The organism is Chryseobacterium sp. CBSDS_008, assembly GCF_049959325.1.
Lineage (GTDB): Bacteria > Bacteroidota > Bacteroidia > Flavobacteriales > Weeksellaceae > Chryseobacterium.
Genome location: NZ_CP188202.1, coordinates 4,341,486 through 4,365,793 on the forward strand (window position 1 = coordinate 4,341,486; position 24,308 = coordinate 4,365,793).

Consider the following 24,308-nt stretch of genomic DNA (forward strand, 5'->3'; position numbering starts at 1 on the left):
CTTTTTTATTTTAAATAAGATGAAAGACAGGATCATCAATGTACTGGCAGCGTTTGAATCTGAGAATATCGGGAAGTCTTTCCCGCTGGATTACTGTCTGCCTCTTTATCATAGTGTTTCCGACAAAGAACTTCCTCATTTAAAGCATGTGATCCATTATAAGACGACTCAACAGTTTGAAGACGATCTCGATCATATGGCCAGGAATTTTCAGTTTGTAAACTGGCAGGAGTTTAAAGAATTTACTTCTGGGAATTGTAAACCTAAGAAAAAGATTGCTTTGTTAACTTTTGATGATGGTTTCAGAGAATTTTATGAGGTGGTGGCTCCCATTTTGGAACGGAAAGGAATTTATGCCTGTAATTTTGTTAACCCTGCTTTCATAGATAATAAAGAAATGATGTTCAGGTGTAAAGCAAGCCTGCTTGCAGATGCCGTTGAGAAAAACAAAACAATAGATCCGGAAATTTATTTCGTCTTATCACTTAAGAATGTTGACAGACGCTTTTTACAAAAGAAAATTTTATCCATAAATTATCAGGAGAAAGACATTCTGGACCGGCTTGCAGAAAAACTTGAGGTAGATTTTAAAGCGTATTCAAAAGAATTCAACCCCTACTTAAGTACAGAACAGCTAAAAGAGCTTACCCGAAAAGGTTTCGGAATTTCTTCGCACAGCTGGGACCACCCGAAATATGGAGATTTATCTTTGAAAGAACAGATGGAAACAACAGATAAGACATTTGCTTATTTAAAAGAAAATGGGTTTCTGTATGAAAGTTTTGCATTTCCGTTCACTGATTTTGAAGTGAGGAAAGATTTTTTTGATGAACTCTATAAAAATAAAGAAATCTACTGCAGCTTTGGATGTGCTGGTGTAAAGCTGGATAGTGTGAAAAGAAACTTTCAAAGAATTCCCATGGAAATGGGAGAGAGCGGAGAACAGATATTGAAAAAGGAAATGGCTTATTTCAGACTGAAAAAGCTGATTAATAAAAATACCATTGAGAGAAAATGATAGCGCTGAAAACATACAACAGGAAAGAGCTGGAAGATTTTATATCATCCGGAGCTTTTCAGCAATATGATTTCCTCCCTGTTACCAGGCACCGTGCGCTGTCTCATATTCAGAATCCAAAAGCATCAGAGGAAGACATACTTCTTATTCTGGCTTTATATGAAGAAAAACTGGTCGGCTATGTAGGATGTTTCCCGGATAATTTTGTTATGAATGGTGAAGAAATCCGTTATGCGTGGCTCAGTACCCTGTATGTAAATCCTGAGTATAGAAAAAAAAGGCCCGCGAAGACATTACTGAAAAAAGCTTTTGAAGCGTACGAAGGAAGAATCGCCATTACAGAATTTACCAAAGAAGCAGAAGCCCTTTACAATATTATGGGTGTTTTTGAGTATGTCTTTCCTAAAAAAGGGAAAAGATATTACTTCAGAACCGATGCCGCGAAAATGATTCCTGAAAAAAAGCCGGTAACACAACCTTTGAAACCTCTTTTTCAGATGCTGGATGCTGCTGCCAATGGATTGATCTCCATAAAGAATGTAGCAATACAGAAACCGGATTTCAACTATGAAGTGCTGGATCGGATTGATAAAGAAAGCGTGGGTTTTGTCAATGGATTTTCCAACAGAAGGAATGCAGAAGAAATTAATACTTTTATAGACAATCCCTGGGTGTTGGAAGGTAAAAAAGATGAAAAATATCTTTTTTCAAGCTTTGCCAATAGCTTTAAATTCTTTTGGATTAAAATTTTTGATCAGAATAATAAGCTTAAGGCCTGCTTCCTGCTGCAGCTCCGCGATGGATATCTTAAAATCCCTTATCTTTTTTCGAATGATGGCTCAGATGAGGTGGTCCGGGTTTTAAATTACTTCATAATCACCCATAAAATAAAAGGTTTTACTTCTTATCAAACCAGATTGAATAAGACAATACAACAGTCAAAGGTATTTTCCCATATTTACGAACGTGATTTCAATAGAGAGTATCTGTTTCATAAAAACCTGTTAGAATTACTTCCTGATAATTTTAACCCAGACTATCAGGATGGGGACGGAGATTGTATGATGACGTAATAGAATTATAAATGATGAATGATGAATGATGAATGATGAGCTACACGTGATCAATTATCAATTATCATTTATCACTTTGACTAGTCCTGAAATAATGATACAAATTAAAGGATAAAAATAAATAATTAAACCAGAGTAAATTTACTTTTGCTTTGGTTTTTTGTTTTATAAGTTTTCATTTTTAATTTGGACTGTTCATGCATTTGATTTGGTGTTAAATAATGATTTGAAAAATGTGGTCTGAACTCATTATAGATGCTAATGGATTGCTCCACAATTTTTCTTCTCATTGAAGTCTCAATATCATATTTATCAATATCGAATTCCTGTTTTAAAATACCATTTACTCTCTCTGCAATAGCATTTTCATAAGGATCAGAGTTCTGTGTCATACTGCATTTTATCTTATGCTTTATCAATATTTTCTGATACTCATTTGAGCAATATTGCAATCCCCTGTCAGAGTGATGAATCAATGATTCTTTATCAGTTTTATTGTTCTTTAATGCCTTTTTCAATGCCATCAGGCTACTTTCCGTATTGAGATTATCTGCAACATAGTGACCTACAATTTTCTTAGAATAAGCATCAGTTATCAGACTTAAGTAACTCGGTTTTTTCCTGTTTCCAATATAGGTAATATCTGCTACCCACACCTGGTTGGGTTTGTTGATACAGTACTCCAAAATCAGATTTTTATGTTTTCTGAATCTATGATGAGAATTGGTTGTGATATGATAGCTTCTCTTTGATGTGATCAATAAATGATTAGCTCTCAAAATATCAAAGAACTTATCCCTTCCTATTTTCAGAGATCTTAAAGGTTCCCTCAAAATAAAATATAGCTTTCGACCTCCTAATTTTGGCATTTTTATGCGGATATCTTCTACGAGGGTTATTACTTTTAATGCTTTGCTTTGTGAGCGTTTATATCCTCGGATACTTCTGTAATAGACTTGTCTATCCAACCCGAACAATTCGCAGGTAAAAACTATGGTTTCTTTTTCTTCACTGCGGAAGTTGGTGATTGTTCGGGTGATGAGTTTTTTCTGATATCAATATCATATTCTTTCTCAGCAAGATTTATCATCATATCAAAAAATATAGCTTTTTTATCAGCAATGTAAGCCTGTTTCTCTAAAAATGCTTTCTGTTTTTCAAGCACTTTAACTTCTGCCTCTAATTCCATGATACGCTGTTCAGGAGTCTTTTTCATGGTAAATGGTGTTTGGTATTCCCAATCAAAGGTACCATATTTTCTCAACCAACTAACAATTGTTGAGCGTGCTTGTATACCATATTTTTTCCGACTGTCTGTAATTCCTGATTTTCCCGTTTCTATTTCTCTTACAATTTGAAGTTTCAAATTCAAACTGTAATCTTTCTGGGTACGCTTGACATAGCGCGTTTCTAAGTTTTCTTCCATAACGATTGTTTTTTTGTGTATCGCTATTTCAGGACGGGACACTTATAAAAAAACAAACCGCCCGATAATTCTATCCGGGCGGTTTGTTTTTAATGTCCGAAAATGTCTTTCAGACTTACTTCTTTAAATGTTCCCATCTTATTGACAGCATCCATATCAAGATTCTCTTTTTTACCGATAATGGCTGTATTAAAATGTATTGATTTGACTTCTGTCTGATAAAAATGTTTGATATCTTCAAACTTCAGGCTCTGGATCTGTTCATAGATATCTTTTCTGAAATCATGATAGATATTCAGTTTCTGCAATCTTAAGGTATTGAAAAATATATTATTTCGGGTAACTCTTGTTGAAGCAATCTGTTTCAACGCTGCATTTTTGGCGTTCTCAAACTGAATAGGCACTTCCGGAAGCTCATTCATCAGCTCATTCAGGGTATCTACGGCAATCATGAGCTTATCAGGCTGTGTTCCGATATAGGTAGTCACATAGTCAGGGTGGTTAAGTTCAGCATTCGCGGCGTAAGAAACATAGGCCGAGTAGGCAAGACTTTTACTTTCACGCATTTCCTGGAAAACAATAGAAGATAGCCCTCTTCCAAAATATTCATTGAAAACATTGATCTTCCCAAAATGATTTGGATTCACATCGTTTCCTTTCCCAATCTTGCTCATTTCCATCTGAACCATATCGTAATTGATGAAATTGACACTTCCTCCCGTTGCAGGTTCAGGATATTGCTTAGCTTCCGGTATCTGAAGACTTGCAGGTTCTATGTACTCACCGATGTAATCTTTAAAGGTTTCAAAATTTTTACCATAGAAAAATACCTGGTACGGATATTTGAAAAGTTTTTTTATTCTGTCTGTGAATACCTCAGAATTGCTGCTTTCAAGTTCTTCCTTAGAAATAACATCCGTAAAACGTGAGTTGCTGCCCAGCTTCGTGTAGTTGTTCAAAGCTGTGATAATCCGGTTTTTATCTTTCTTAATGGCCTGACGGTTTTCCAATACTGTGCCCACAAACTGACTGTAGATTTCCTGGTCCGGTTTTACATCTTGCATCCAGTGCTTCAGAAGAGCAATTCCTTTTTCTATATTTTCTTCCAGTCCGCTTAAGGAAATGGTCAGCTGATCGTTCGTCGTTTTAAAATCATTGCTGATTCCTATTTTGAAAAATTCTTTTTTTAAATCTTCAGGAGAAAATGTATCTGTTCCCAGATACTGCAGAAGCTGGGTAGAAATTCCTAAATCTCTGTCATGATCACTTCCCAGAGGAAAAATAAAATGCAGCTGGGCAATATCATTGTACTTGTTCTTTACAAAGCTTATTTTCTTTCCGTTAATCTGATCAGTGATAATTTCTTTCTGGTAATCAATAAACTCAGGTTTAATGGCTGCAGTTTTATCGGCTAAAATCCCCTGTAAAAACTCAGATTGCGTATCACGGTTAATCTTAACAGGAGTGATCCCCGGGTTCTCAACCCTGATCAACTTGTCATTGACTCCTTTTTCTTTATTGATAACCACATAATTTTCCTTGAAAAAATCATTGGCAAAATTCACAACATCCTCTTTCGTGAAAGCAGCGTACTCATCCATTTCATTCAGTTCCTGTTCCCAGGTTATTCCTTTGATATAAGAATCATAAAGGGTAGTGGCAAGTCCCTCTGCTGTTTCAAGACCTTTCATCCTCTGGAGCTTGAAATCATTGATGATGGCTGGCAGCATCCAGTCCGGAAAATCTCCTTTCTTGATCAGCTCAATTTCATCCAATACCATATTCTTTGCTTCCTCCAAGGTCTGTGTTTCCTTAGGAACCGCAACAATGGAAAAATATCCATACTGTCTTAATCCCACAGAAAAGGCTTGAGCCCAAAGCATCTTCTGAGTCTGGTTAATATGTAAATCCAATAATCCGGCTTCTCCTCTGTTGCTGAGAATATTGGCAACTACATCAGCCAGCATTGCTTCTCTTGTTCCATAGCTATCTGTTCTCCATGCAAGCTGAGTACGTGGAGTAGTAGGGCTTTTTACCGTTCTGACTACAACTTCTGTAATAGGCTGTTCAACAACCGGTGTCTTCTCAGGAAGCTCTCTATAAGGTAAAGTACCAAAATACTGATCAATTAATTGAATAGTCTTTTCAAAATCAAGATCTCCAACCAATACCATAGCATAATTATTAGGAACATAATATTCATCAAAATACTTATGAATAGCCTTCATTGAAGGATTCTTCAGGTGTTCCGGTTTTCCCAGTGTCGTTTGCTGTCCGTTAGGGTGGGTAGGAAAAAGAGCATCCATCAGTTCGTAATTTACAAGTCTGGTGTCATTGTCCTGCGCTCTGTTGAACTCTTCATATACTGATTCCAGCTCGGTATGGAAAAGACGAAGTACTATTTCAGAGAACCTTTCCTTTTCTATTTTCAGCCATTTCTCAAGTTCATTATTCGGGATCGTGTTTTTGTAAACTGTTTCATCAAACCAGGTGTGTGCATTCGTACCACTCGCTCCCAAAGAAGAGATCGCTTTGTCATATTCATTGGCAATGGCATATTGACTGGCTTCCTGGGAAATTTTATCTATCTTTTTATAGATCTCCTTTTTCTTTTCAGGATCCTGTTCGGCCTTATGGTCTTCATATAATTCGGAGATCTGGTCAAGAAGCTTTTTCTCTTTTTCCCAGTTCTGAGTCCCGATTTTGGATGTTCCTTTAAACATCATATGCTCAAGATAATGCGCCAGTCCGGTATTATCAGCCGGATCATTATTGCTTCCTGTTCTTACGGGAATAAAAGTCTGTATCCTTGGAGCGTCAAAATTCTGAGCAAGAAAAACCTTTAATCCATTTTTTAAAGTATAAATTCTGACGTTATTTTCGTCGTGTGTTACCGTAATATATTCGTAGTGGTTTTTATCTGTATGAACCGTTTCCTTATATTTTCTGTCTGTCATATAAAACTCATTTCATTCCTTAGAAACCGGAATGCACTACAAATGTAAGGAATCAAAAAAACTGTTGACTGTTTTTTATCATTATTACATCTATTATTACAGTTGAAAACTTGAATTATAAAAAGAAAACCAATGTTAGAAGTACATTAAGATAGATCACTCCGGCTTATTTATATATTACCAGGGCTAGGGAAGAAGCTGTTGATGAATGATAAATGATAATTGATGAATGATAATTGATGAACGATAATTGATGAATGATGAAGTTCCCGGGTTCGGTTTCCGGGTTCCGGAATATCCCATTCTGTATCATCAGCAGTTTTTTATATTTATAAGGAGGTTTATCCTTTTACATTAAAAAAGCTTGTATATAATATCCATCATCATCTGTGAACATCTGTGTAATCTGTGGTTTAAAAACAAGTAGGAGCAAGCTTCATCCGGTTCTCCTCAAAAAGGCTTTCTCTTTTTATATACCTCTATTATATACATTATATCTGTGAAAATCCGTGTGATCTGCGGGAAACCCATATCATCCTATATCCATCACAACAAAAACATCCAATAAGAGCGGGCTACCCTTCTTGGCATACCCAGCCAGGTTGCAAACGCCAGTTTACGAAGCAAGCCCGGTCTCCCCCAGAAGCACCCGCCCTCTAGGCTTTACCCCAACCCTATATTGTTAAGCATATATTCATATATATAATATAATATAATTACCATTACCCATTATCGTTACCTATAACCTATAACCTATAACCTGTCAGCTATAACCTATACCACCCAACCCCTCTCCAACGCTCCCACTCTCATACCCTGTTACCCACCATCCTCCCATTCCAAACAAATGTTTAAAATTTTTCTCACTTTATTTCAGCTGGTTAGGGTTCCATATGAAGGGAATATGAAATTTAAGTTAAATAAATTTGTTTTGCGTTGTAAGAAGTTGCTATCTTTGCCCCACTGAAAAACGAGAGAGATTCGGTAGCGCAGAAGAGCCTTTAGATAGGCAGAGACGATATTACTTCCAAAAAGAAACAGACGAAAAAAACATCAAAAACTTTTCACAAAAAAAGTTGCGGGTTAAAAAAGAGTTTGTATCTTTGCAGTCCCAAACAGGGAGCGCAGGAGTAGAGAGCGATTGAGGGTTATGGAAGGGGTTAAGGTTACTTAAAAAACTTTAAAATTTTCTTTCAGGACATTTGGTCAAATCAAAATAAAGTTTTACTTTTGCACTCGCAAATGCGGAGCGCCACTGACAGAGAAGAGTGCTTCGTTGAAAAGCGAAAGATAAAAAGATCATTGACATACAATATAACAACCAAGTAAGGAAAAACTAAAGCGTTAAAAAACTTTGAGTGAGTCAGACAAACATACAATGGAGAGTTTGATCCTGGCTCAGGATGAACGCTAGCGGGAGGCCTAACACATGCAAGCCGAGCGGTAGAGTCTCTTCGGAGACTTGAGAGCGGCGTACGGGTGCGGAACACGTGTGCAACCTGCCTTTATCAGGGGGATAGCCTTTCGAAAGGAAGATTAATACCCCATAATATATTAAGTGGCATCACTTGATATTGAAAACTCCGGTGGATAGAGATGGGCACGCGCAAGATTAGATAGTTGGTGAGGTAACGGCTCACCAAGTCTGCGATCTTTAGGGGGCCTGAGAGGGTGATCCCCCACACTGGTACTGAGACACGGACCAGACTCCTACGGGAGGCAGCAGTGAGGAATATTGGACAATGGGTGCGAGCCTGATCCAGCCATCCCGCGTGAAGGACGACGGCCCTATGGGTTGTAAACTTCTTTTGTATAGGGATAAACCCAGATACGTGTATCTGGCTGAAGGTACTATACGAATAAGCACCGGCTAACTCCGTGCCAGCAGCCGCGGTAATACGGAGGGTGCAAGCGTTATCCGGATTTATTGGGTTTAAAGGGTCCGTAGGCGGACTCGTAAGTCAGTGGTGAAATCTCACAGCTTAACTGTGAAACTGCCATTGATACTGCGGGTCTTGAGTGTTGTTGAAGTAGCTGGAATAAGTAGTGTAGCGGTGAAATGCATAGATATTACTTAGAACACCAATTGCGAAGGCAGGTTACTAAGCAACAACTGACGCTGATGGACGAAAGCGTGGGGAGCGAACAGGATTAGATACCCTGGTAGTCCACGCCGTAAACGATGCTAACTCGTTTTTGGGCTTTATGGTTCAGAGACTAAGCGAAAGTGATAAGTTAGCCACCTGGGGAGTACGTTCGCAAGAATGAAACTCAAAGGAATTGACGGGGGCCCGCACAAGCGGTGGATTATGTGGTTTAATTCGATGATACGCGAGGAACCTTACCAAGGCTTAAATGGGAAATGACAGGTTTAGAAATAGACTTTTCTTCGGACATTTTTCAAGGTGCTGCATGGTTGTCGTCAGCTCGTGCCGTGAGGTGTTAGGTTAAGTCCTGCAACGAGCGCAACCCCTGTCACTAGTTGCCATCATTAAGTTGGGGACTCTAGTGAGACTGCCTACGCAAGTAGAGAGGAAGGTGGGGATGACGTCAAATCATCACGGCCCTTACGCCTTGGGCCACACACGTAATACAATGGCCGGTACAGAGGGCAGCTACACAGCGATGTGATGCAAATCTCGAAAGCCGGTCTCAGTTCGGATTGGAGTCTGCAACTCGACTCTATGAAGCTGGAATCGCTAGTAATCGCGCATCAGCCATGGCGCGGTGAATACGTTCCCGGGCCTTGTACACACCGCCCGTCAAGCCATGGAAGTCTGGGGTACCTGAAGTCGGTGACCGTAACAGGAGCTGCCTAGGGTAAAACAGGTAACTAGGGCTAAGTCGTAACAAGGTAGCCGTACCGGAAGGTGCGGCTGGAACATCTCATTTTAGAGCGTCTTTTAGGACGATAAACAAAATTAGTATCGCAAGATACAAGTACTTACTTAAAGTAAAGCTTTAGTTTTTTGTTTGGTTGGTTATATTAAAAAATACAAAACCCACTAGAAATTAGTAAAGGGATAGAGAGATTTTAGATTATAAATTATAGATTTTAGATTTAAATAATCATTTAAAATTTTCAATTTAAAATTTAAAATTAATAATGAAGTCTCGTAGCTCAGCTGGTTAGAGCGCTACACTGATAATGTAGAGGTCGGCAGTTCGAGCCTGCCCGAGACTACTAATTTTGAGTACAGGAGTTTGATAGTATTAGAGTATAAGGGTTTAAGGCTCAAACGCTCTAAGACCTTCACTCACCCACTCAACTAGAGGGGGAATTAGCTCAGCTGGCTAGAGCGCCTGCCTTGCACGCAGGAGGTCAAGGGTTCGACTCCCTTATTCTCCACAGTTTTGGAGGTTTAGTTTGAAAGTGACGATTGGAGCCAAAAACAACAATTGTTTACTAAACCAAAAGAAAGACATTAAGATCATTGACATTAACGGTAAAGACATCACAAAGAGAAAACCGAGCGCATAAAGCGCTTGAGTAACCAATAGGAAAGAAATCGTTAAGGGCGTATGGCGGATGCCTAGGCTTTCAGAGGCGAAGAAGGACGTGGTAAGCTGCGAAAAGCTGCGGGGATTGGCACACACGAATAGATCCGCAGATGTCCGAATGGGGCAACCCGGCATATTGAAGATATGTCACCTCTTAGGAGGAGCAAACCCGGAGAACTGAAACATCTAAGTACCCGGAGGAAAAGAAATCGAAGAGATTCCGTAAGTAGTGGCGAGCGAAAGCGGATTAGCCCAAAAGTCGTTATATGTTTAATAGAATGTTCTGGAAAGAACAGCCGTAGAAGGTGATAGCCCTGTATATGAAAGGCATATTTTGATGATAAATGAGTAGGGCGGGACACGTGAAATCCTGTCTGAATATGGGGGGACCATCCTCCAAGGCTAAATACTCCTGAAAGACCGATAGTGAACAAGTACTGTGAAGGAAAGGTGAAAAGCACTTCGAATAGAAGGGTGAAATAGAACCTGAAACCGTACGCCTACAAGCGGTCGGAGCAGCGTAAAGCTGTGACGGCGTGCCTTTTGCATAATGAGCCTACGAGTTAATTTTACTAGCGAGGTTAAGGTATTAAGTACCGGAGCCGGAGCGAAAGCGAGTCTGAATAGGGCGCATAGTTAGTAGGATTAGACGCGAAACCTTGTGATCTACCCATGGGCAGGTTGAAGCTCTGGTAACACAGAGTGGAGGACCGAACCGGTTGACGTTGAAAAGTCTTCGGATGACCTGTGGGTAGGGGTGAAAGGCCAATCAAACTGGGAGATAGCTCGTACTCTCCGAAATGCATTTAGGTGCAGCGTCGCAACAAAGTTTATTAGAGGTAGAGCTACTGATTGGATGCGGGGGTTTCATCGCCTACCAATTCCTGACAAACTCCGAATGCTAATAAATGTTCTGCGGCAGTGAGGGCATGGGTGCTAAGGTCCATGTCCGAGAGGGAAAGAACCCAGACCAACAGCTAAGGTCCCAAAATATATGTTAAGTTGAAACAACGCGGTTGGACTGCATTGACAGCTAGGATGTTGGCTTGGAAGCAGCCATTCATTTAAAGAGTGCGTAACAGCTCACTAGTCGAGCGGTCCGGCATGGATAATAATCGGGCATAAACATATTACCGAAGCTATGGATTTATATTTAAAATATATCTGGTAGGAGAGCATTCTATTTGCGCCGAAGCAGTATCGTGAGGTATTGTGGAGCGGATAGAAAAGAAAATGTAGGCATAAGTAACGATAAAGCAGGCGAGAAACCTGCTCACCGAAAGACCAAGGCTTCCTCAGCCATGCTAATCAGCTGAGGGTTAGTCGGGACCTAACGCGAACCCGAGAGGGGTAGTGGATGGACAATGGGTTAATATTCCCATACTTGCTCACACTAAAAAGGGGACGGTTGGATGTAGCTGCTAAAGACTGACGGAATAGTCAAGGCCTAGCCTTCGGGCGAAGCTGCTGTAGTGTAATCTGATCCAAGAAAAGCCGAAGTGAAGCAACCCGTACCAAAACCGACACAGGTGGTCGAGGAGAGAATCCTAAGGTGCTCGAGTGAGTCGTGGCTAAGGAACTAGGCAAAATAGTCTCGTAACTTCGGAAGAAGAGACGCCATCAGCAATGGTGGCCGCAGTGAAGAGGCCCAGGCGACTGTTTATCAAAAACACAGGACTCTGCTAAATCGAAAGATGCTGTATAGGGTCTGACACCTGCCCGGTGCTGGAAGGTTAAGGAAGGTGCTTAGAGTTAAATCGAAGGCATTGACTGAAGCCCCAGTAAACGGCGGCCGTAACTATAACGGTCCTAAGGTAGCGAAATTCCTTGTCGGGTAAGTTCCGACCTGCACGAATGGTGTAACGATCTGGGCACTGTCTCAGCCACGAGCTCGGTGAAATTGTAGTATCGGTGAAGATGCCGATTACCCGCAATGGGACGAAAAGACCCTGTGAACCTTTACTATAACTTCGTATTGACTTTGAGTAAGTAATGTGTAGGATAGGTGGGAGGCTTTGAAGCAGGCACGCTAGTGTTTGTGGAGCCAACGTTGAAATACCACCCTTTACTTACTTGGAGCCTAACTTCTTTCAGAAGGACATTGCGTGGTGGGTAGTTTGACTGGGGTGGTCGCCTCCAAAAGAGTAACGGAGGCTTTCAAAGGTACCCTCAGCACGCTTGGTAACCGTGCGTAGAGTGTAATGGCATAAGGGTGCTTGACTGTGAGACCTACAAGTCGATCAGGTGCGAAAGCAGGACATAGTGATCCGGTGGTTCCGTATGGAAGGGCCATCGCTCATAGGATAAAAGGTACTCCGGGGATAACAGGCTAGTCTCCCCCAAGAGCTCACATCGACGGGGAGGTTCGGCACCTCGATGTCGGCTCGTCACATCCTGGGGCTGGAGAAGGTCCCAAGGGTTGGGCTGTTCGCCCATTAAAGTGGCACGCGAGCTGGGTTCAGAACGTCGTGAGACAGTTCGGTCTCTATCTATTGCGGGCGTTAGATGTTTGAGAGGGCTTGATTCTAGTACGAGAGGACCGAATTGAACAAACCTCTGGTGTATCAGTTGTACCGCCAGGTGCACCGCTGAGTAGCTACGTTTGGAAGAGATAAGCACTGAAAGCATATAAGTGCGAAACTCGCCTCAAGATGAGACATCTTTTAAGGGTCGTTGTAGATGACGACGTTGATAGGCTATAGGTGTAAAGACAGTAATGTCATAGCCAAGTAGTACTAATTACCCGTAGATTTATAGTCTATGGTTACTATTAAACCAGGTGCTTTATGTGCATTGAAGGTTTTGTCTTTGTGAAAGTTTTTATCGATAAACCAGATGTCAGGTATAAGACCTCAGATAGCAGACTTAAAGTCTGAAATCTGAAATCCAGCCTCTGATATCTTATATACCTTCTTTAGGGTGGTTTTAGCGGTGGGGCTCACCTGTTCCCATTCCGAACACAGAAGTTAAGCCCACCAGCGCCGATGGTACTGCTAACGCGGGAGAGTAGGCCGCCGCCAGTTTTTATTTTATTTTTAAAATCCTTTATCTTAAGTGATAAAGGATTTTTTTTGGCTTATACCCAACCCAAACCGCTCAACTTAATGGGCAATGGGTAATGAGTAATGAGTAATGAGTAATCCAGGCTCATACATCCATCTTCTTCCAGCTTCCCGCTTCCCGCTTCCAGCCTCCAGCTTCCATTCTTTACTGGCATTATTGTACTTATTATTTTTCTTCGGTTAATAGGATTAACAATTATAAGTTTTGGCTACAGCCCGTTCCTGTTGAATTGTTTTTATTTTTAACCACAGATGGTACAGATTGACACAGATGATTATGCATATAATGAATATGTGTTTGATAAAACAGGATGGTTTCGGCTAAAAGGCAGGAGTATGGTTTGTTCTCATTCCATATAATAATGTGCTGAAGATACAGAATGTGAATATTCATGTCCGAAACCAGAATCTCATCAATCATCAACCATCAATCATCAATCATCAATCATCAATCATCAATTATCAATTATCAATTATCCTCTAGCCCCGATAGAAATGGTTACCCCGCAGCTTGCGTTGGAGGGTTAGTGGGTTTGAGTTTGGGAGAGCGCAGGCGCGAGGAGTATGAATGAATAGCGGGATAAAGCTCCTGAAATTTCAAAAGGTTGACGAAACTATTTCCTTCTATAACCGTATTTTACTCGAATAAATTCAATAAGTTTGTAGCAGTTTTCCAAAAATAATTATAATGTCAGGAAATATTCTGATCATCGATGATGAGATCAAGCTCCTTAAACTGTTAGGAATGATCCTTTCCCAAGAAAATTTTAATGTAAAAGAAGCTTCTACGGCACGTTCAGCAATGACGATGCTGGAGCAATATGAATTTGATGTTGTTCTGAGCGATGTTCGTCTGCCTGATGCTTTTGGAGTAGAGCTGGTAAAGTCTATCAAAAGTAAATATCCACAGCTTGAAATTATCCTGATGACAGCTTTTGGTAATATTACAGATGCTGTGCAGGCCATGAAGAACGGGGCTTACGATTACCTGGTGAAAGGAGACGATAATGAGAAAATTATTCCATTGGTGTATAAGGCTCTGGATAAGGTGAAAGATAACAAGTCAAGAATGGATCAGCAGGTTGTTACCAAAGGCTTTGATCAGATTATAGGTAAATCACCTTTAATTTTACAGGCTAAAAAGTTGGCAGAAAGAGTGGCTTTAACGGATGCTGCAGTTCTTCTTACCGGTGAGACAGGAACCGGAAAAGAGGTCTTTGCGAGCGCTATTCATGAGGGAAGTGACAGAAAGAAAAACAGCTTTGTAGCTATCAACTGTTCTGCATTCAGTAAAGAGATCCTGGAAAGTGAGCTTTTTGGTCATAAGCAAGGTGCTTTTACCGGTGCTGTGAAAGATAAAAAAGGATTGATTGAAGAAGCTAACGGAGGAACGCTGTTTCTGGATGAAATTGGTGAGATGCCTATAGAACTTCAGGCAAAGCTGCTCAGGGTTTTGGAAACCAGAGAATTTATCAAAATGGGTGAAACAAAGGTTTCAAAGTCTGATTTCAGATTGATTGCAGCAACTAACAGAGATTTGGAAGATGAAATAAAGCAGGGAAACTTCAGGGAAGACCTCTATTTCAGACTGAATGTATTTGAAATCACTCTTCCGGCATTAAGAGAAAGAAAAGAAGATCTAAAGGCGATTGCCAGGCATTTTATAGATATTTTTTCCCATAAACTTCATCTGACAGCAGTTCAGGTAGATCCCGACTATTATAAAGCCCTGGAAAAAAATGATTGGAAAGGAAATATACGTGAACTCAGAAACGCTGTAGAACGCAGTTTAATTTTAATGGATAACAATATCCTGGATGCTGAAAGTCTTCCTCATTATTCTGAAAAAACAGTTCCAGAAAGTGATTCATTAAGCATTCGATCGCTGGAAAAAATACATATCCAAAAAGTATTGCAGTATACCAAAGGAAATAAAGCAGAAGCAGCCCGGTTACTTGAGATTGGTATTGCCACGCTATACCGTAAACTGGAAGAATACGGAGTAAAATAATTATTTATCATTTTAATAAAGAGCCTATCATTTTGATAGGCTTTTGTTGTTTTATAACAATTATTTTTTTGTTTGTAATGTGTTGTTTATCAGTTGTTTGATTCTTCATTGTTCAAAGTGGGCTTTCTTTTGGCATATAGTCTCTGAATAAAATATTTAAAAATGACAATTTCAAGAAAAATGTTAAAAAAACGGAGGCACTCAATTTTTAGTTTGCTGATTGTATCGTTCGTATTGTTGACTCTTTTAACCCTAATGATTAAGATATGATGCTCATCAGTTTAATGCTGCTTTTTGCAGTATTGTTTTGGCTTTTATATAAATCAGTTGAATTTTTTGATAGAATATAAATTATGTGGAGTTTATTTTTCCTCTCAATACTTGCCTTTGTGTATATCTGTTATGTTTTAATTAAACCTGAAAAATTTTAATTGGTCATGAATACAGAAATTTTAGGCATTATAGCAATGTTTGCTATTACATTAGTTATCGGAATATTTTTAGGTAAATACATAGCTAATGTTTATGGATACAAAAAGACTTTTCTGGATCCGGTTTTCGAACCTATTGAAAAGTTAATTTATAAAGTTTCGGGAATTAATCCTGCCCGCCAGATGAACTGGAAACAGAATATGTATGCCATGCTGGCAATCAATCTGGTTTGGTTCATCATTGGTTTTCTTCTTTTGCTGAATCAGGCCTGGCTTCCTTTAAATCCTGATGAAAATCCGAATATGTCGCCTGATCTGGCTTTTAATACTACCATTTCATTTTTAGTCAACTGTAATTTACAGCATTATTCAGGAGAAACAGGAGTAAGCTATCTGAGCCAGCTTTATCTGATGTTTTTACAGTTTGTAACGGCTGCAACAGGTATGGCTGCGATGGCGGTTCTTTTCAAAGCTTTTAAAGAAAGAACAAGTACAGAACTAGGAAATTTCTACGATTATTTCACAAAATCAATGATCAGAATCCTGGTGCCAATCAGTGTAATTGTTGCTTTAATTCTTTCTATCAATGGAAGTCCGATGACTTTCGAAGGTAAAGATTATGTCATAACACTTGAAGGCCAGAAAGCAGATGTTTCCAGAGGTCCTGTATCTGCATTTGTTGCGATTAAACACCTGGGAACTAATGGCGGTGGATTTTTCGGAGCCAATTCAGCACACCCGCTTGAAAATCCCAATTATATAACCAATATGACAGAGATGATTGCTCAGATGATCATTCCGTTTGCATTGGTATTTGCACTGGGATTTTATCTGAATAAAAGAAAACTTTCATGGGTAATCTTTACGGTAATGACGGTCGGTTTTCTGGCACTTACCATTCCGAATATAGTGAATGAGACAGGAGGAAATCCTTTGATCACAAAAATGGGAGCAGAAAGCAGCCTGGGAGCAATGGAAGGTAAAGAAATCCGTTTCGGAAGTGCAGCGTCCGGCTACTGGAGTATTGCAACCACTGTTATTTCTACAGGATCTGTGAATTCTATGCATGACAGTACTATGCCTCTTTCGGGGATGAATGAACTGCTTGCCATGATGATCAACTGCTTCTACGGAGGCTGTGGAGTTGGAATTATGAACTATTTCATCTTTATCATCCTGGCTGTATTCATCAGTGGTCTTATGGTGGGACGAACTCCGGAATTTATGGGTAAAAAGATTGAAGCGAAGGAAATGAAGATTGCTATGATTGTCGCTTTATTCCACCCTTTTTTAATTCTTGCAGGAACAGCTTTAACGGCTTATTTACCGGAATTCGGAGCAAAGACATTGAATAACCCAGGTTTCCATGGTTTCAGTGAAATGTTGTACGAGTTTACTTCTTCTGCAGCCAATAACGGATCCGGATTTGAAGGATTGGGAGACAATACACCCTGGTGGAATATCTCAACGGGGATTGTACTGTTACTCTCAAGATTTATCCCGATCATAGGACCGGTAGCCATTGCAGGTCTGTTGGCACAGAAGAAATATATCCCGGAAAGTTCCGGAACACTGAAAACAGATACGGCTACTTTCGGCTTTATGACCCTGGCGGTGATTTTACTGATTGCAGCACTGTCTTTCTTCCCAGCATTGACCTTAGGTCCAATTGCAGAGCAGATTCAGTATTTCTCAAAATAAATGTGAACATTAAAAATTAGAATCAATATTCAACCATTAAGAAAGCTGAAAAGTTTGAGGAAGCTAGTCTGACACTTACTGAAACGTTCACTTATATTATCCGTAACTCTCCTTATTATTTGGCAGACCTTGATGGTGATTATTGATTTACAATGATATAAACTCTTTCAAAAAATGAAAAATCAGTCACAAACATTGTTTCAAAGAGATTTGGTCAACGAAGCAATCAAACAGTCCTTCGTAAAACTGAATCCGAAAATTATGTTTAAAAATCCGGTAATGTTCCTGGTGGAGATCGGAACCATTGTCATGTTTATCGTAAGCATGTTCAGCCTTACTGGTAATCAATCCCAGGGAAGCTTTTCCTATAACTTTTTAGTATTTATTATTTTATTTTTCACCGTTCTGTTTGCCAATTTTGCAGAAGCTATTGCAGAGGCAAGAGGAAAAGCACAGGCTGATACCCTCAGAAAAACAAGGGAAGAAACTCCTGCTAAATTAGTGCTTGATAATAAACCGGGATTTCAGGTAGAAACAAGACTGAAAATGTCTGCTGAAATGACTTTAGGTGATATTTTCCTTTGTGAAGCCGGAGATCAGATTCCTATGGATGGTGAGATTATTGAAGGTCTTGCAACTATTGATGAATCTGCTATTACCGGAGAAAGTGCACCTGTAATCCGTGAAGCAGGAGGCGATAAAAGCTCTGTAACAGGAGGTACAAAAGTACTGTCAGACAGAATTAAAGTAAAGGTAACTACAAAACCCGGAGAATCCTTCTTAGATAAAATGATTGCCCTTGTAGAAGGAGCATCAAGACAGAAAACACCTAACGAAATCGCATTAACTATACTTTTAGCAGGATTTACCCTTACATTTATTATTGTTACCCTCACTTTAAAGCCTTTTGCAGACTATGCGCAGACTCCGATTACTATTGCGGCATTTATATCTCTTTTCGTTTGTCTTATTCCGACAACCATCGGCGGTCTGCTTTCTGCAATCGGGATTGCGGGGATGGACAGAGCTTTGAGAGCAAATGTAATTACAAAAAGTGGTAAAGCCGTAGAAACAGCGGGAGATATTGATGTTCTGTTGCTTGATAAAACCGGAACAATCACGATCGGAAACCGTAAAGCAACTCAATTTCATCCTGCCAATGGAATTCAGCTTGAAGAATTCATTAAAGCTTCTGCATTAAGTTCTGTAGCGGATGAAACACCGGAAGGAAAATCCATCATTGAACTGAGCGCTTTGAAATCTGAAGATTTGCTGGTTGCCAATCCTACGTATATTGATTTTACAGCGGAAACGAGAACTTCAGGGATTGATTTTGACGAAACAAGAATCCGTAAAGGAGCTTATGATACGATAAAAAAACTGACTGAAAAAGCCGGGAATATCTTCCCACAGGAAACCCAGGATGCGGTGACCAAAATTTCTGAAAACGGAGGAACGCCTCTGGTAGTATCGGTTAATGAAAAAGTATGGGGTGTTATTGAACTTCAGGATATCATCAAAACAGGAATCCAGGAACGTTTTCAAAGACTGAGAAAAATGGGTGTGAAAACAGTAATGGTAACCGGAGATAACCCTCTGACTGCCAAATTTATCGCAGAAAAAGCAGGAGTAGACGATTTTATTGCTGAAGCTAAACCTGAAGATAAGATGAATTACATCAAAAAAGAACAGCAGGAAGGTAAGCTGGTAGCGATGATGGGTGACGGTACCAATGACGCTCCGGCGCTGGCTCAGGCAGATGTAGGTGTAGCAATGAACAGTGGAACACAGGCTGCAAAAGAAGCCGGGAACATGGTAGACCTTGATAACGACCCAACAAAACTGATCGAAATTGTAGAAATCGGGAAGCAGCTACTGATGACAAGAGGGACATTGACCACTTTCAGTATTGCGAACGATGTGGCGAAGTATTTTGCCATTATTCCGGCACTCTTTATCACTTTTATTCCTTCGCTTCAGAAGCTGAATATTATGAATCTTCACAGTCCTGAAACGGCTATATTATCAGCAGTTATTTTCAATGCGGTTATTATTCCGTTCCTGATTCCGCTGGCGTTGAAAGGAGTGGCTTACAAACCGATTGGTGCAAGTGCATTATTGAGAAGAAACCTTTTGATTTATGGCCTTGGCGGGGTGATTGTTCCGTTCATCGGGATCAAAATCATTGATCTGGCAATCAGTTTATTCTATTAAAATTTAAAAAATGAAAAATCATATTGTTTCAGCATTCAGATTAACTCTTGTAATGCTGGTGGTTACAGGAATTTATCTGGCAGTTGTATATGCAGGTTCTAAAATACTTCCCAACAAAGGAAACGGAGAAATCGTTTACAATAAAGGGCAGAAGTTCTATGCCAATATCGGACAGGAATTTAAATCTGAAAAATACTTTCACGGCCGTCCTTCCTCTGTCAATTATAATGCAGCAGGAAGTGGGGGAAGCAACAAAGGTCCAAGTAACAAGGAATATCTGGAAATTGTACAGAAAAGAATTGATACTTTAAAAATGAATAATTCTGAAATGGGAAATATCAAAGTCCCGGTAGAATTGGTAACTGCCAGTGGAAGCGGACTGGATCCAGATATTTCTGAAGAAGGAGCGTTGTATCAGGCAAAGAGAATTGCAAAAGTGAGAAACCTTTCAGAAGAGCAGATCAAAAGCTTAATTAGTACTCAAACTGAGAAGCCGTTACTAGGACTTTTCGGGCCGTCCAAAGTAAATGTTCTGAAGCTTAATATCGCTTTGGATCAATTAAAATAATAAATTTAATAACCGATAATCATGTCAGGATTTTAAATTTTGACAGGATTAATACACCTTTAAACTAACGTGAAAAAATATCTAGCTATAGGTGTGCTGTCAGGGCTGTTTTTAGCTAAAGCACAATCATCAGATTCATTGAAAACAGGAAATAAAGTGACATTTTCCGCTTATGCAGAACTCTTTTACACCTACGATTTTAATGAACCTGGAAATCATATGCGTCAGAATTTTCTCTACTCATATAACAGACACAATGAAGTGAATCTTAACCTGGGACTGGTTAAAGCCAACTATCAGAATGAAAATCTTCGTGCTAATGTAGCTTTAATGGCCGGAACTTATGCCCAGGATAATATGGCCGCTGAACAAAATGCTTTATGCTATGTAAATGAAGCTAATATTGGGATCAAAATATCAAAAAATAAAAATTTATGGATTGATGCAGGGATCATGCCGTCTCATATCGGCTGGGAAAGTGCTATAGGAAAAGATAATATCAATCTGACAAGAAGTTTAGCCGCTGAAAACTCGCCATATTTTGAAACCGGAGCTAAAATTTCCTACACCTCAGATAACGGGAAATGGTTTTTAAGCGGGCTGGTATTAAACGGCTGGCAGCGAATTGCCAAACCTGAAGGAAACCAGAGTATTTCTTTTGGGCATCAGGTGACTTATAAACCCAATGATAAAATTACCCTGAACAGCAGCTCATTTATCGGGAATGATAAAGCAAAAGAAGATAAAAGAATGCGCTATTTTCATGATTTGTATGGAAGCTTTCAGCTGACAGATCAGTTTTCTGCGGTATTGGGATTTGATATCGGAGCAGAGCAGAAATCAAAAGGAAGTGAGCAGTATAATATCTGGTACAGCCCGAATGTTCTGATGAAATACCAATTCGATAACAAATGGGCACTGGCAGGAAGATTAGAATATTACAATGATAAAAACGGAGTGATTATCAATACCGGAACTTCTAATGGATTTCAGACCTTCGGATATTCTCTCAATGTAGATTATGCGATCTTTAAAAATGTAGTTTTTCGTACAGAAGCTAGAGGTTTTACAGCTAAAGATGCCATTTTTACGAAAAATGATGAATTTAAAAAAGGAAATTTCTTCATTACAACAAGTCTTGCAGCCTGGTTTTAATGATCAGCTTAACCACATTTAAAAGTGTTTAAAGTAAAATTAAAAAGAATAAAATCAATGTCATCAGCAAAAGATTTTTTAGAACTGATTCAAAAATCCCGTAAAGGAAAATTCAAAATTTATATAGGGATGAGTGCAGGCGTAGGAAAAACTTTCCGTATGCTTCAGGAAGCGCATTCTCTTTTGCGAAATGGCATTGATGTAAAAATTGGCTATATTGAAACCCATGGCCGGGAAGAAACCGTAGCCCTTGCAGAAGGTCTTCCTGAAATTGAAAGAAAATCGGTTTTTTACAAAGGAAAAAACCTTGAGGAAATGGATCTTCAGGCCATTATTAATGAACATCCTGAAGTAGTTTTGGTAGATGAGCTGGCTCATACCAATGTAGAAGGTTCCAAAAATAAAAAGAGATGGCAGGATGTACTGGAAATCCTTGATAATGGAATCAATGTCATCAGTGCCATGAATATCCAACACATCGAAAGCCTGAATGAAGAAGTAAAGAAAATCACTGGCGTAGAAGTAACAGAGCGTGTTCCGGATAAAATATTGGCACTCGCCGATGAAGTAGTCAATATTGACTTAACGACTGATGAGCTGCTGACCCGTCTAAAAGAAGGGAAAATCTATAAAAAAGAAAAAATTCAGACAGCACTCAGTAATTTCTTCCAAAGCGGGCATATTCTACAGCTTCGTGAGCTGGCTTTAAAAGAAGTAGCCACTCATGTAGAAAAAAAGGTAGAAACAGAAATCAAAACCGAAAATTTTAAACCCATAAAATTCCTCGCCTGCATCAGCAGCAACGAGAAAATTGCCAAAACAATTATCCGGAAAACAGCAAGATTAGCCAGCTATTATAACAGTCCATGGACTGTTTTGTACGTTCAGAAGCCATCTGAAAATCCGGAAAAAATTGCACTCGATAAACAGCGGTATTTAATTAATAATTTTAATTTAGCACAGGAATTGGGTGCCAAAGTAGTCCGGATCAAAGAAAGCAGTGTTCACAACGGAATTCTTGAATTTGTGATTGCCCATAATATCACAACAGTCTGCATTGGAAAGCCTCATGCCAGTTTCTGGCAGCGAATGCTCGGATACAGCTGGATTTATACCCTTATGAACAGGCTGAATGAAAGACAGATAGATATTATTATTTTATCATAAAAATAATGAAACTTAAAACGAAACTTACCTTAGGCGTTGGCCTTTTATTTCTGCTGATCGTTCTGCTTTCAGTGATAGGTTCTGTATACATCAATAAATTAAAATCCGATACTGAAAAGATCCTTACTGCCAATTATAACAGTCTGGAATTTTCCAAAAATATGCTTCTGGCGCTGGATAACATCAGTACAGACAGTACTGTTGCGATAGCAGATTTTCGAAAAAATAATAAGCTGCAGGAAAAAAACCTTACAGAATTTGGAGAAAGAGAAGCCACTCAGAACCTCAATATGCATTTCAGCAGTTATCTGAAAACACCGGATATCCATAAAGAAAAACTCATCCGTGAGGATCTTGCCAAGATTATGTCTTTGAATATGAAAGGCATAGAACGGAAAAGTGATATTGCGATTATTACAGCAGAAAATGCCACCTTTTGGATCGTAAGTTTAGGAACCGTATGCTTTCTGATTGCTTTTATTCTGCTTTTCAATTTACCACAAACAATTGCAGAGCCCATCAATCAGCTTACTTTCAGTATCAAACAGATTGCTGATAAAAACTATAATGAAAGAGTTCATTTCAAAGGAAGTGAAGAGTTCAGCAGTCTGGCAGATTCATTCAATACGATGGCGGAGAAACTTCAGGAGTACGAAAGCAGTACGCTTTCTAAACAGCTGATGGATAAAAAACGAATCGAAACACTGGTCAACAATATGCATGATGCAGTTATCGGTCTGGACGAGAATCATTTTATTTACATGATTAATGATGAAGCTCTGAAAATCACGAATCTTCATAAAGAAGATATTATTGGAAAAACGGCTCATGAAGTGGCAATCAACAACGATCTGATACGTGAACTGCTAAAAAATGTTGACCACCCGGTAAAAGATCCGATTAAGATTGTCCGTGATAATAAAGAGAATTATTTTGAACAGGATATTGTTCCCATCAATATTGTAAAAACAGGAGAAAAAGAGAAGAAATATATCGGAAAGGTAATTTTGCTGAGAAATATTACCCCTTTTAAAGAACTTGATTTTGCGAAAACCAATTTCATTGCAACCATTTCCCATGAACTGAAAACCCCAATTTCAGCTATCAAAATGGGAGTTCAGCTTCTTGGAAACCAAAAGTTCGGGGAGTTGAATGAGCAGCAGCAGGAATTGTTAAAAAGCATCAATGAAGACGGACAGCGTTTACTGGATATCACAGGTGAATTGCTTAATCTTTCTCAGGTAGAGTCCGGAAATATCAGGTTGACCGTAGATAAATGTTCTCCTAAAGAAATTGTACAGACGGCTGTAAAGAATGTTGAAAAACTGGCCGAACAGAAAAATATTTCCATCAGCACAGAATATCTTCTGGAAGAAACTGATGGTGTAACTGCAGATTTTGATAAAACAGTCTGGGTGATGAATAATTTCCTGACCAATGCCGTAAAGCACTCTTTTCAGGATGAAAAAATACAGATTGTGGTAGAAAAGCAGAACTCATTCATTCAGTTCAGTATTATCGATACCGGAAGCGGGATTGATGAAAAATACCACCGTCAGATCTTTGACCGCTATTTCCAGGTTCCGGGAGAACATCAGAACGGGACAGGATTAGGGTTGGCCATTTCAAAAAACTTTATTGAAAAACAACACGGAGAAATAGGAGTGAAAAGCTCCCTGAATAACGGAAGTACGTTTTACTTCAGACTGCCGGTTTCATAAGTATTTGTTATATCTTTGAATAAGAAAATCATTCTTGACCGATTAAATTAAAGCATAATTAACAGGTCGCTCCTCCGGAGCTATAATTTTAAAACAAATACGTCCTATTAACAGTTAGCTCCCATTGGAGCTGGATTTGATCCCATCGGGATCTACTGTTAGTAGAAAAAAATGAAATCCCCGTAAAAATAGCTCCAGAGGAGCGACCTGTTAATACATGCCGTAAATATTGATATTTTCAATGTATTTATACTTTTTATCGGACAGTAATGTAAGAAAATATATGATTTTCTTAATTAAAAA

14 protein-coding genes, 2 tRNA genes and 3 rRNA genes are annotated in these 24,308 nt (G+C 39.3%); 15 read left to right on the plus strand and 4 right to left on the minus strand.

Annotation, left to right across the window (positions count from 1 at the left end):
* The first annotated feature begins 19 nt into the window (after positions 1-19).
* Positions 20-1,018 (plus strand): polysaccharide deacetylase family protein, encoded by a 999-nt coding sequence (locus ACP3T3_RS19750; protein WP_426477440.1) that lies wholly within the window; start codon positions 20-22, stop codon positions 1,016-1,018.
* Complete coding sequence (locus ACP3T3_RS19755) at positions 1,015-2,091, plus strand: GNAT family N-acetyltransferase (protein WP_426477441.1); 1,077 nt, start codon at positions 1,015-1,017, stop codon at positions 2,089-2,091. The genes ACP3T3_RS19750 and ACP3T3_RS19755 overlap by 4 nt, the downstream gene beginning before the upstream one ends.
* A 125-nt stretch (positions 2,092-2,216) precedes the next feature.
* On the opposite strand, the gene ACP3T3_RS19760 is transcribed toward ACP3T3_RS19755, so the two are convergent.
* The 3 genes from ACP3T3_RS19760 to ACP3T3_RS19770 form a co-directional block, all read right to left on the minus strand.
* Positions 2,217-3,068 (minus strand): IS3 family transposase, encoded by an 852-nt coding sequence (locus ACP3T3_RS19760; protein WP_426477442.1) that lies wholly within the window; start codon positions 3,066-3,068, stop codon positions 2,217-2,219.
* Between the two features lie 14 nt (positions 3,069-3,082).
* Positions 3,083-3,517, minus strand: coding sequence for a transposase (locus ACP3T3_RS19765; RefSeq protein ID WP_426476642.1), 435 nt, complete (start codon positions 3,515-3,517; stop codon positions 3,083-3,085).
* Positions 3,518-3,606: 89 nt separating this feature from the next.
* Positions 3,607-6,474, minus strand: coding sequence for a M16 family metallopeptidase (locus ACP3T3_RS19770; RefSeq protein WP_426477443.1), 2,868 nt, complete (start codon positions 6,472-6,474; stop codon positions 3,607-3,609).
* 1,375 nt (positions 6,475-7,849) lie between these two features.
* Here ACP3T3_RS19770 and ACP3T3_RS19775 point away from each other — a divergent pair.
* The 5 genes from ACP3T3_RS19775 to rrf all read left to right on the plus strand — a co-directional run bounded on the left by ACP3T3_RS19775 (position 7,850) and on the right by rrf (position 12,998).
* Positions 7,850-9,366, plus strand: a 16S ribosomal RNA gene (locus tag ACP3T3_RS19775).
* 218 nt (positions 9,367-9,584) lie between these two features.
* Positions 9,585-9,658 (plus strand) — tRNA-Ile (locus ACP3T3_RS19780).
* Between the two features lie 91 nt (positions 9,659-9,749).
* Positions 9,750-9,823, plus strand: a tRNA-Ala gene (locus tag ACP3T3_RS19785).
* A 153-nt stretch (positions 9,824-9,976) separates the two neighbouring features.
* Positions 9,977-12,734: ribosomal RNA gene (locus ACP3T3_RS19790) — 23S ribosomal RNA — on the plus strand.
* A gap of 156 nt (positions 12,735-12,890) precedes the next feature.
* Positions 12,891-12,998: ribosomal RNA gene (gene rrf / locus ACP3T3_RS19795) — 5S ribosomal RNA — on the plus strand.
* Together the 16S, 23S and 5S rRNA genes with 2 tRNA genes alongside form the textbook arrangement of a ribosomal RNA operon.
* Positions 12,999-13,051: 53 nt before the next feature.
* On the opposite strand, the gene ACP3T3_RS19800 is transcribed toward rrf, so the two are convergent.
* Positions 13,052-13,192 carry a hypothetical protein gene (locus ACP3T3_RS19800; protein ID WP_426477444.1) on the minus strand — a complete coding sequence of 47 codons (141 nt, stop codon included), beginning with the start codon at positions 13,190-13,192 and terminating at the stop codon, positions 13,052-13,054.
* A gap of 533 nt (positions 13,193-13,725) precedes the next feature.
* Between ACP3T3_RS19800 and ACP3T3_RS19805 the strand changes: the two genes are divergently transcribed.
* From ACP3T3_RS19805 to ACP3T3_RS19840, 8 genes are all read left to right on the plus strand, one after another.
* On the plus strand, positions 13,726-15,048 hold the full coding sequence (locus tag ACP3T3_RS19805) for a sigma-54-dependent transcriptional regulator (RefSeq protein WP_426477445.1): 1,323 nt from the start codon (positions 13,726-13,728) through the stop codon (positions 15,046-15,048).
* Positions 15,049-15,401: 353 nt separating this feature from the next.
* Positions 15,402-15,479 carry a potassium-transporting ATPase subunit F gene (locus tag ACP3T3_RS19810; RefSeq protein WP_077415921.1) on the plus strand — a complete coding sequence of 26 codons (78 nt, stop codon included), beginning with the start codon at positions 15,402-15,404 and terminating at the stop codon, positions 15,477-15,479.
* A 6-nt stretch (positions 15,480-15,485) separates the two neighbouring features.
* Positions 15,486-17,180 carry a potassium-transporting ATPase subunit KdpA gene (kdpA, locus tag ACP3T3_RS19815; RefSeq protein ID WP_426477446.1) on the plus strand — a complete coding sequence of 565 codons (1,695 nt, stop codon included), beginning with the start codon at positions 15,486-15,488 and terminating at the stop codon, positions 17,178-17,180.
* 174 nt (positions 17,181-17,354) lie between these two features.
* A complete protein-coding gene (gene kdpB, locus ACP3T3_RS19820) occupies positions 17,355-19,394 on the plus strand; it encodes a potassium-transporting ATPase subunit KdpB (protein WP_426477447.1) in 2,040 nt (679 codons plus the stop codon).
* A gap of 10 nt (positions 19,395-19,404) precedes the next feature.
* A complete protein-coding gene (gene kdpC, locus ACP3T3_RS19825; RefSeq protein ID WP_426477448.1) occupies positions 19,405-19,962 on the plus strand; it encodes a potassium-transporting ATPase subunit KdpC in 558 nt (185 codons plus the stop codon).
* Between the two features lie 69 nt (positions 19,963-20,031).
* On the plus strand, positions 20,032-21,117 hold the full coding sequence (locus tag ACP3T3_RS19830) for a porin (protein ID WP_426477449.1): 1,086 nt from the start codon (positions 20,032-20,034) through the stop codon (positions 21,115-21,117).
* Positions 21,118-21,174: 57 nt separating this feature from the next.
* Positions 21,175-22,284 (plus strand): sensor protein KdpD, encoded by a 1,110-nt coding sequence (locus ACP3T3_RS19835; RefSeq protein WP_426477450.1) that lies wholly within the window; start codon positions 21,175-21,177, stop codon positions 22,282-22,284.
* 5 nt (positions 22,285-22,289) lie between these two features.
* A complete protein-coding gene (locus ACP3T3_RS19840) occupies positions 22,290-24,005 on the plus strand; it encodes an ATP-binding protein (protein ID WP_426477451.1) in 1,716 nt (571 codons plus the stop codon).
* The last annotated feature ends 303 nt before the right edge of the window (positions 24,006-24,308 follow it).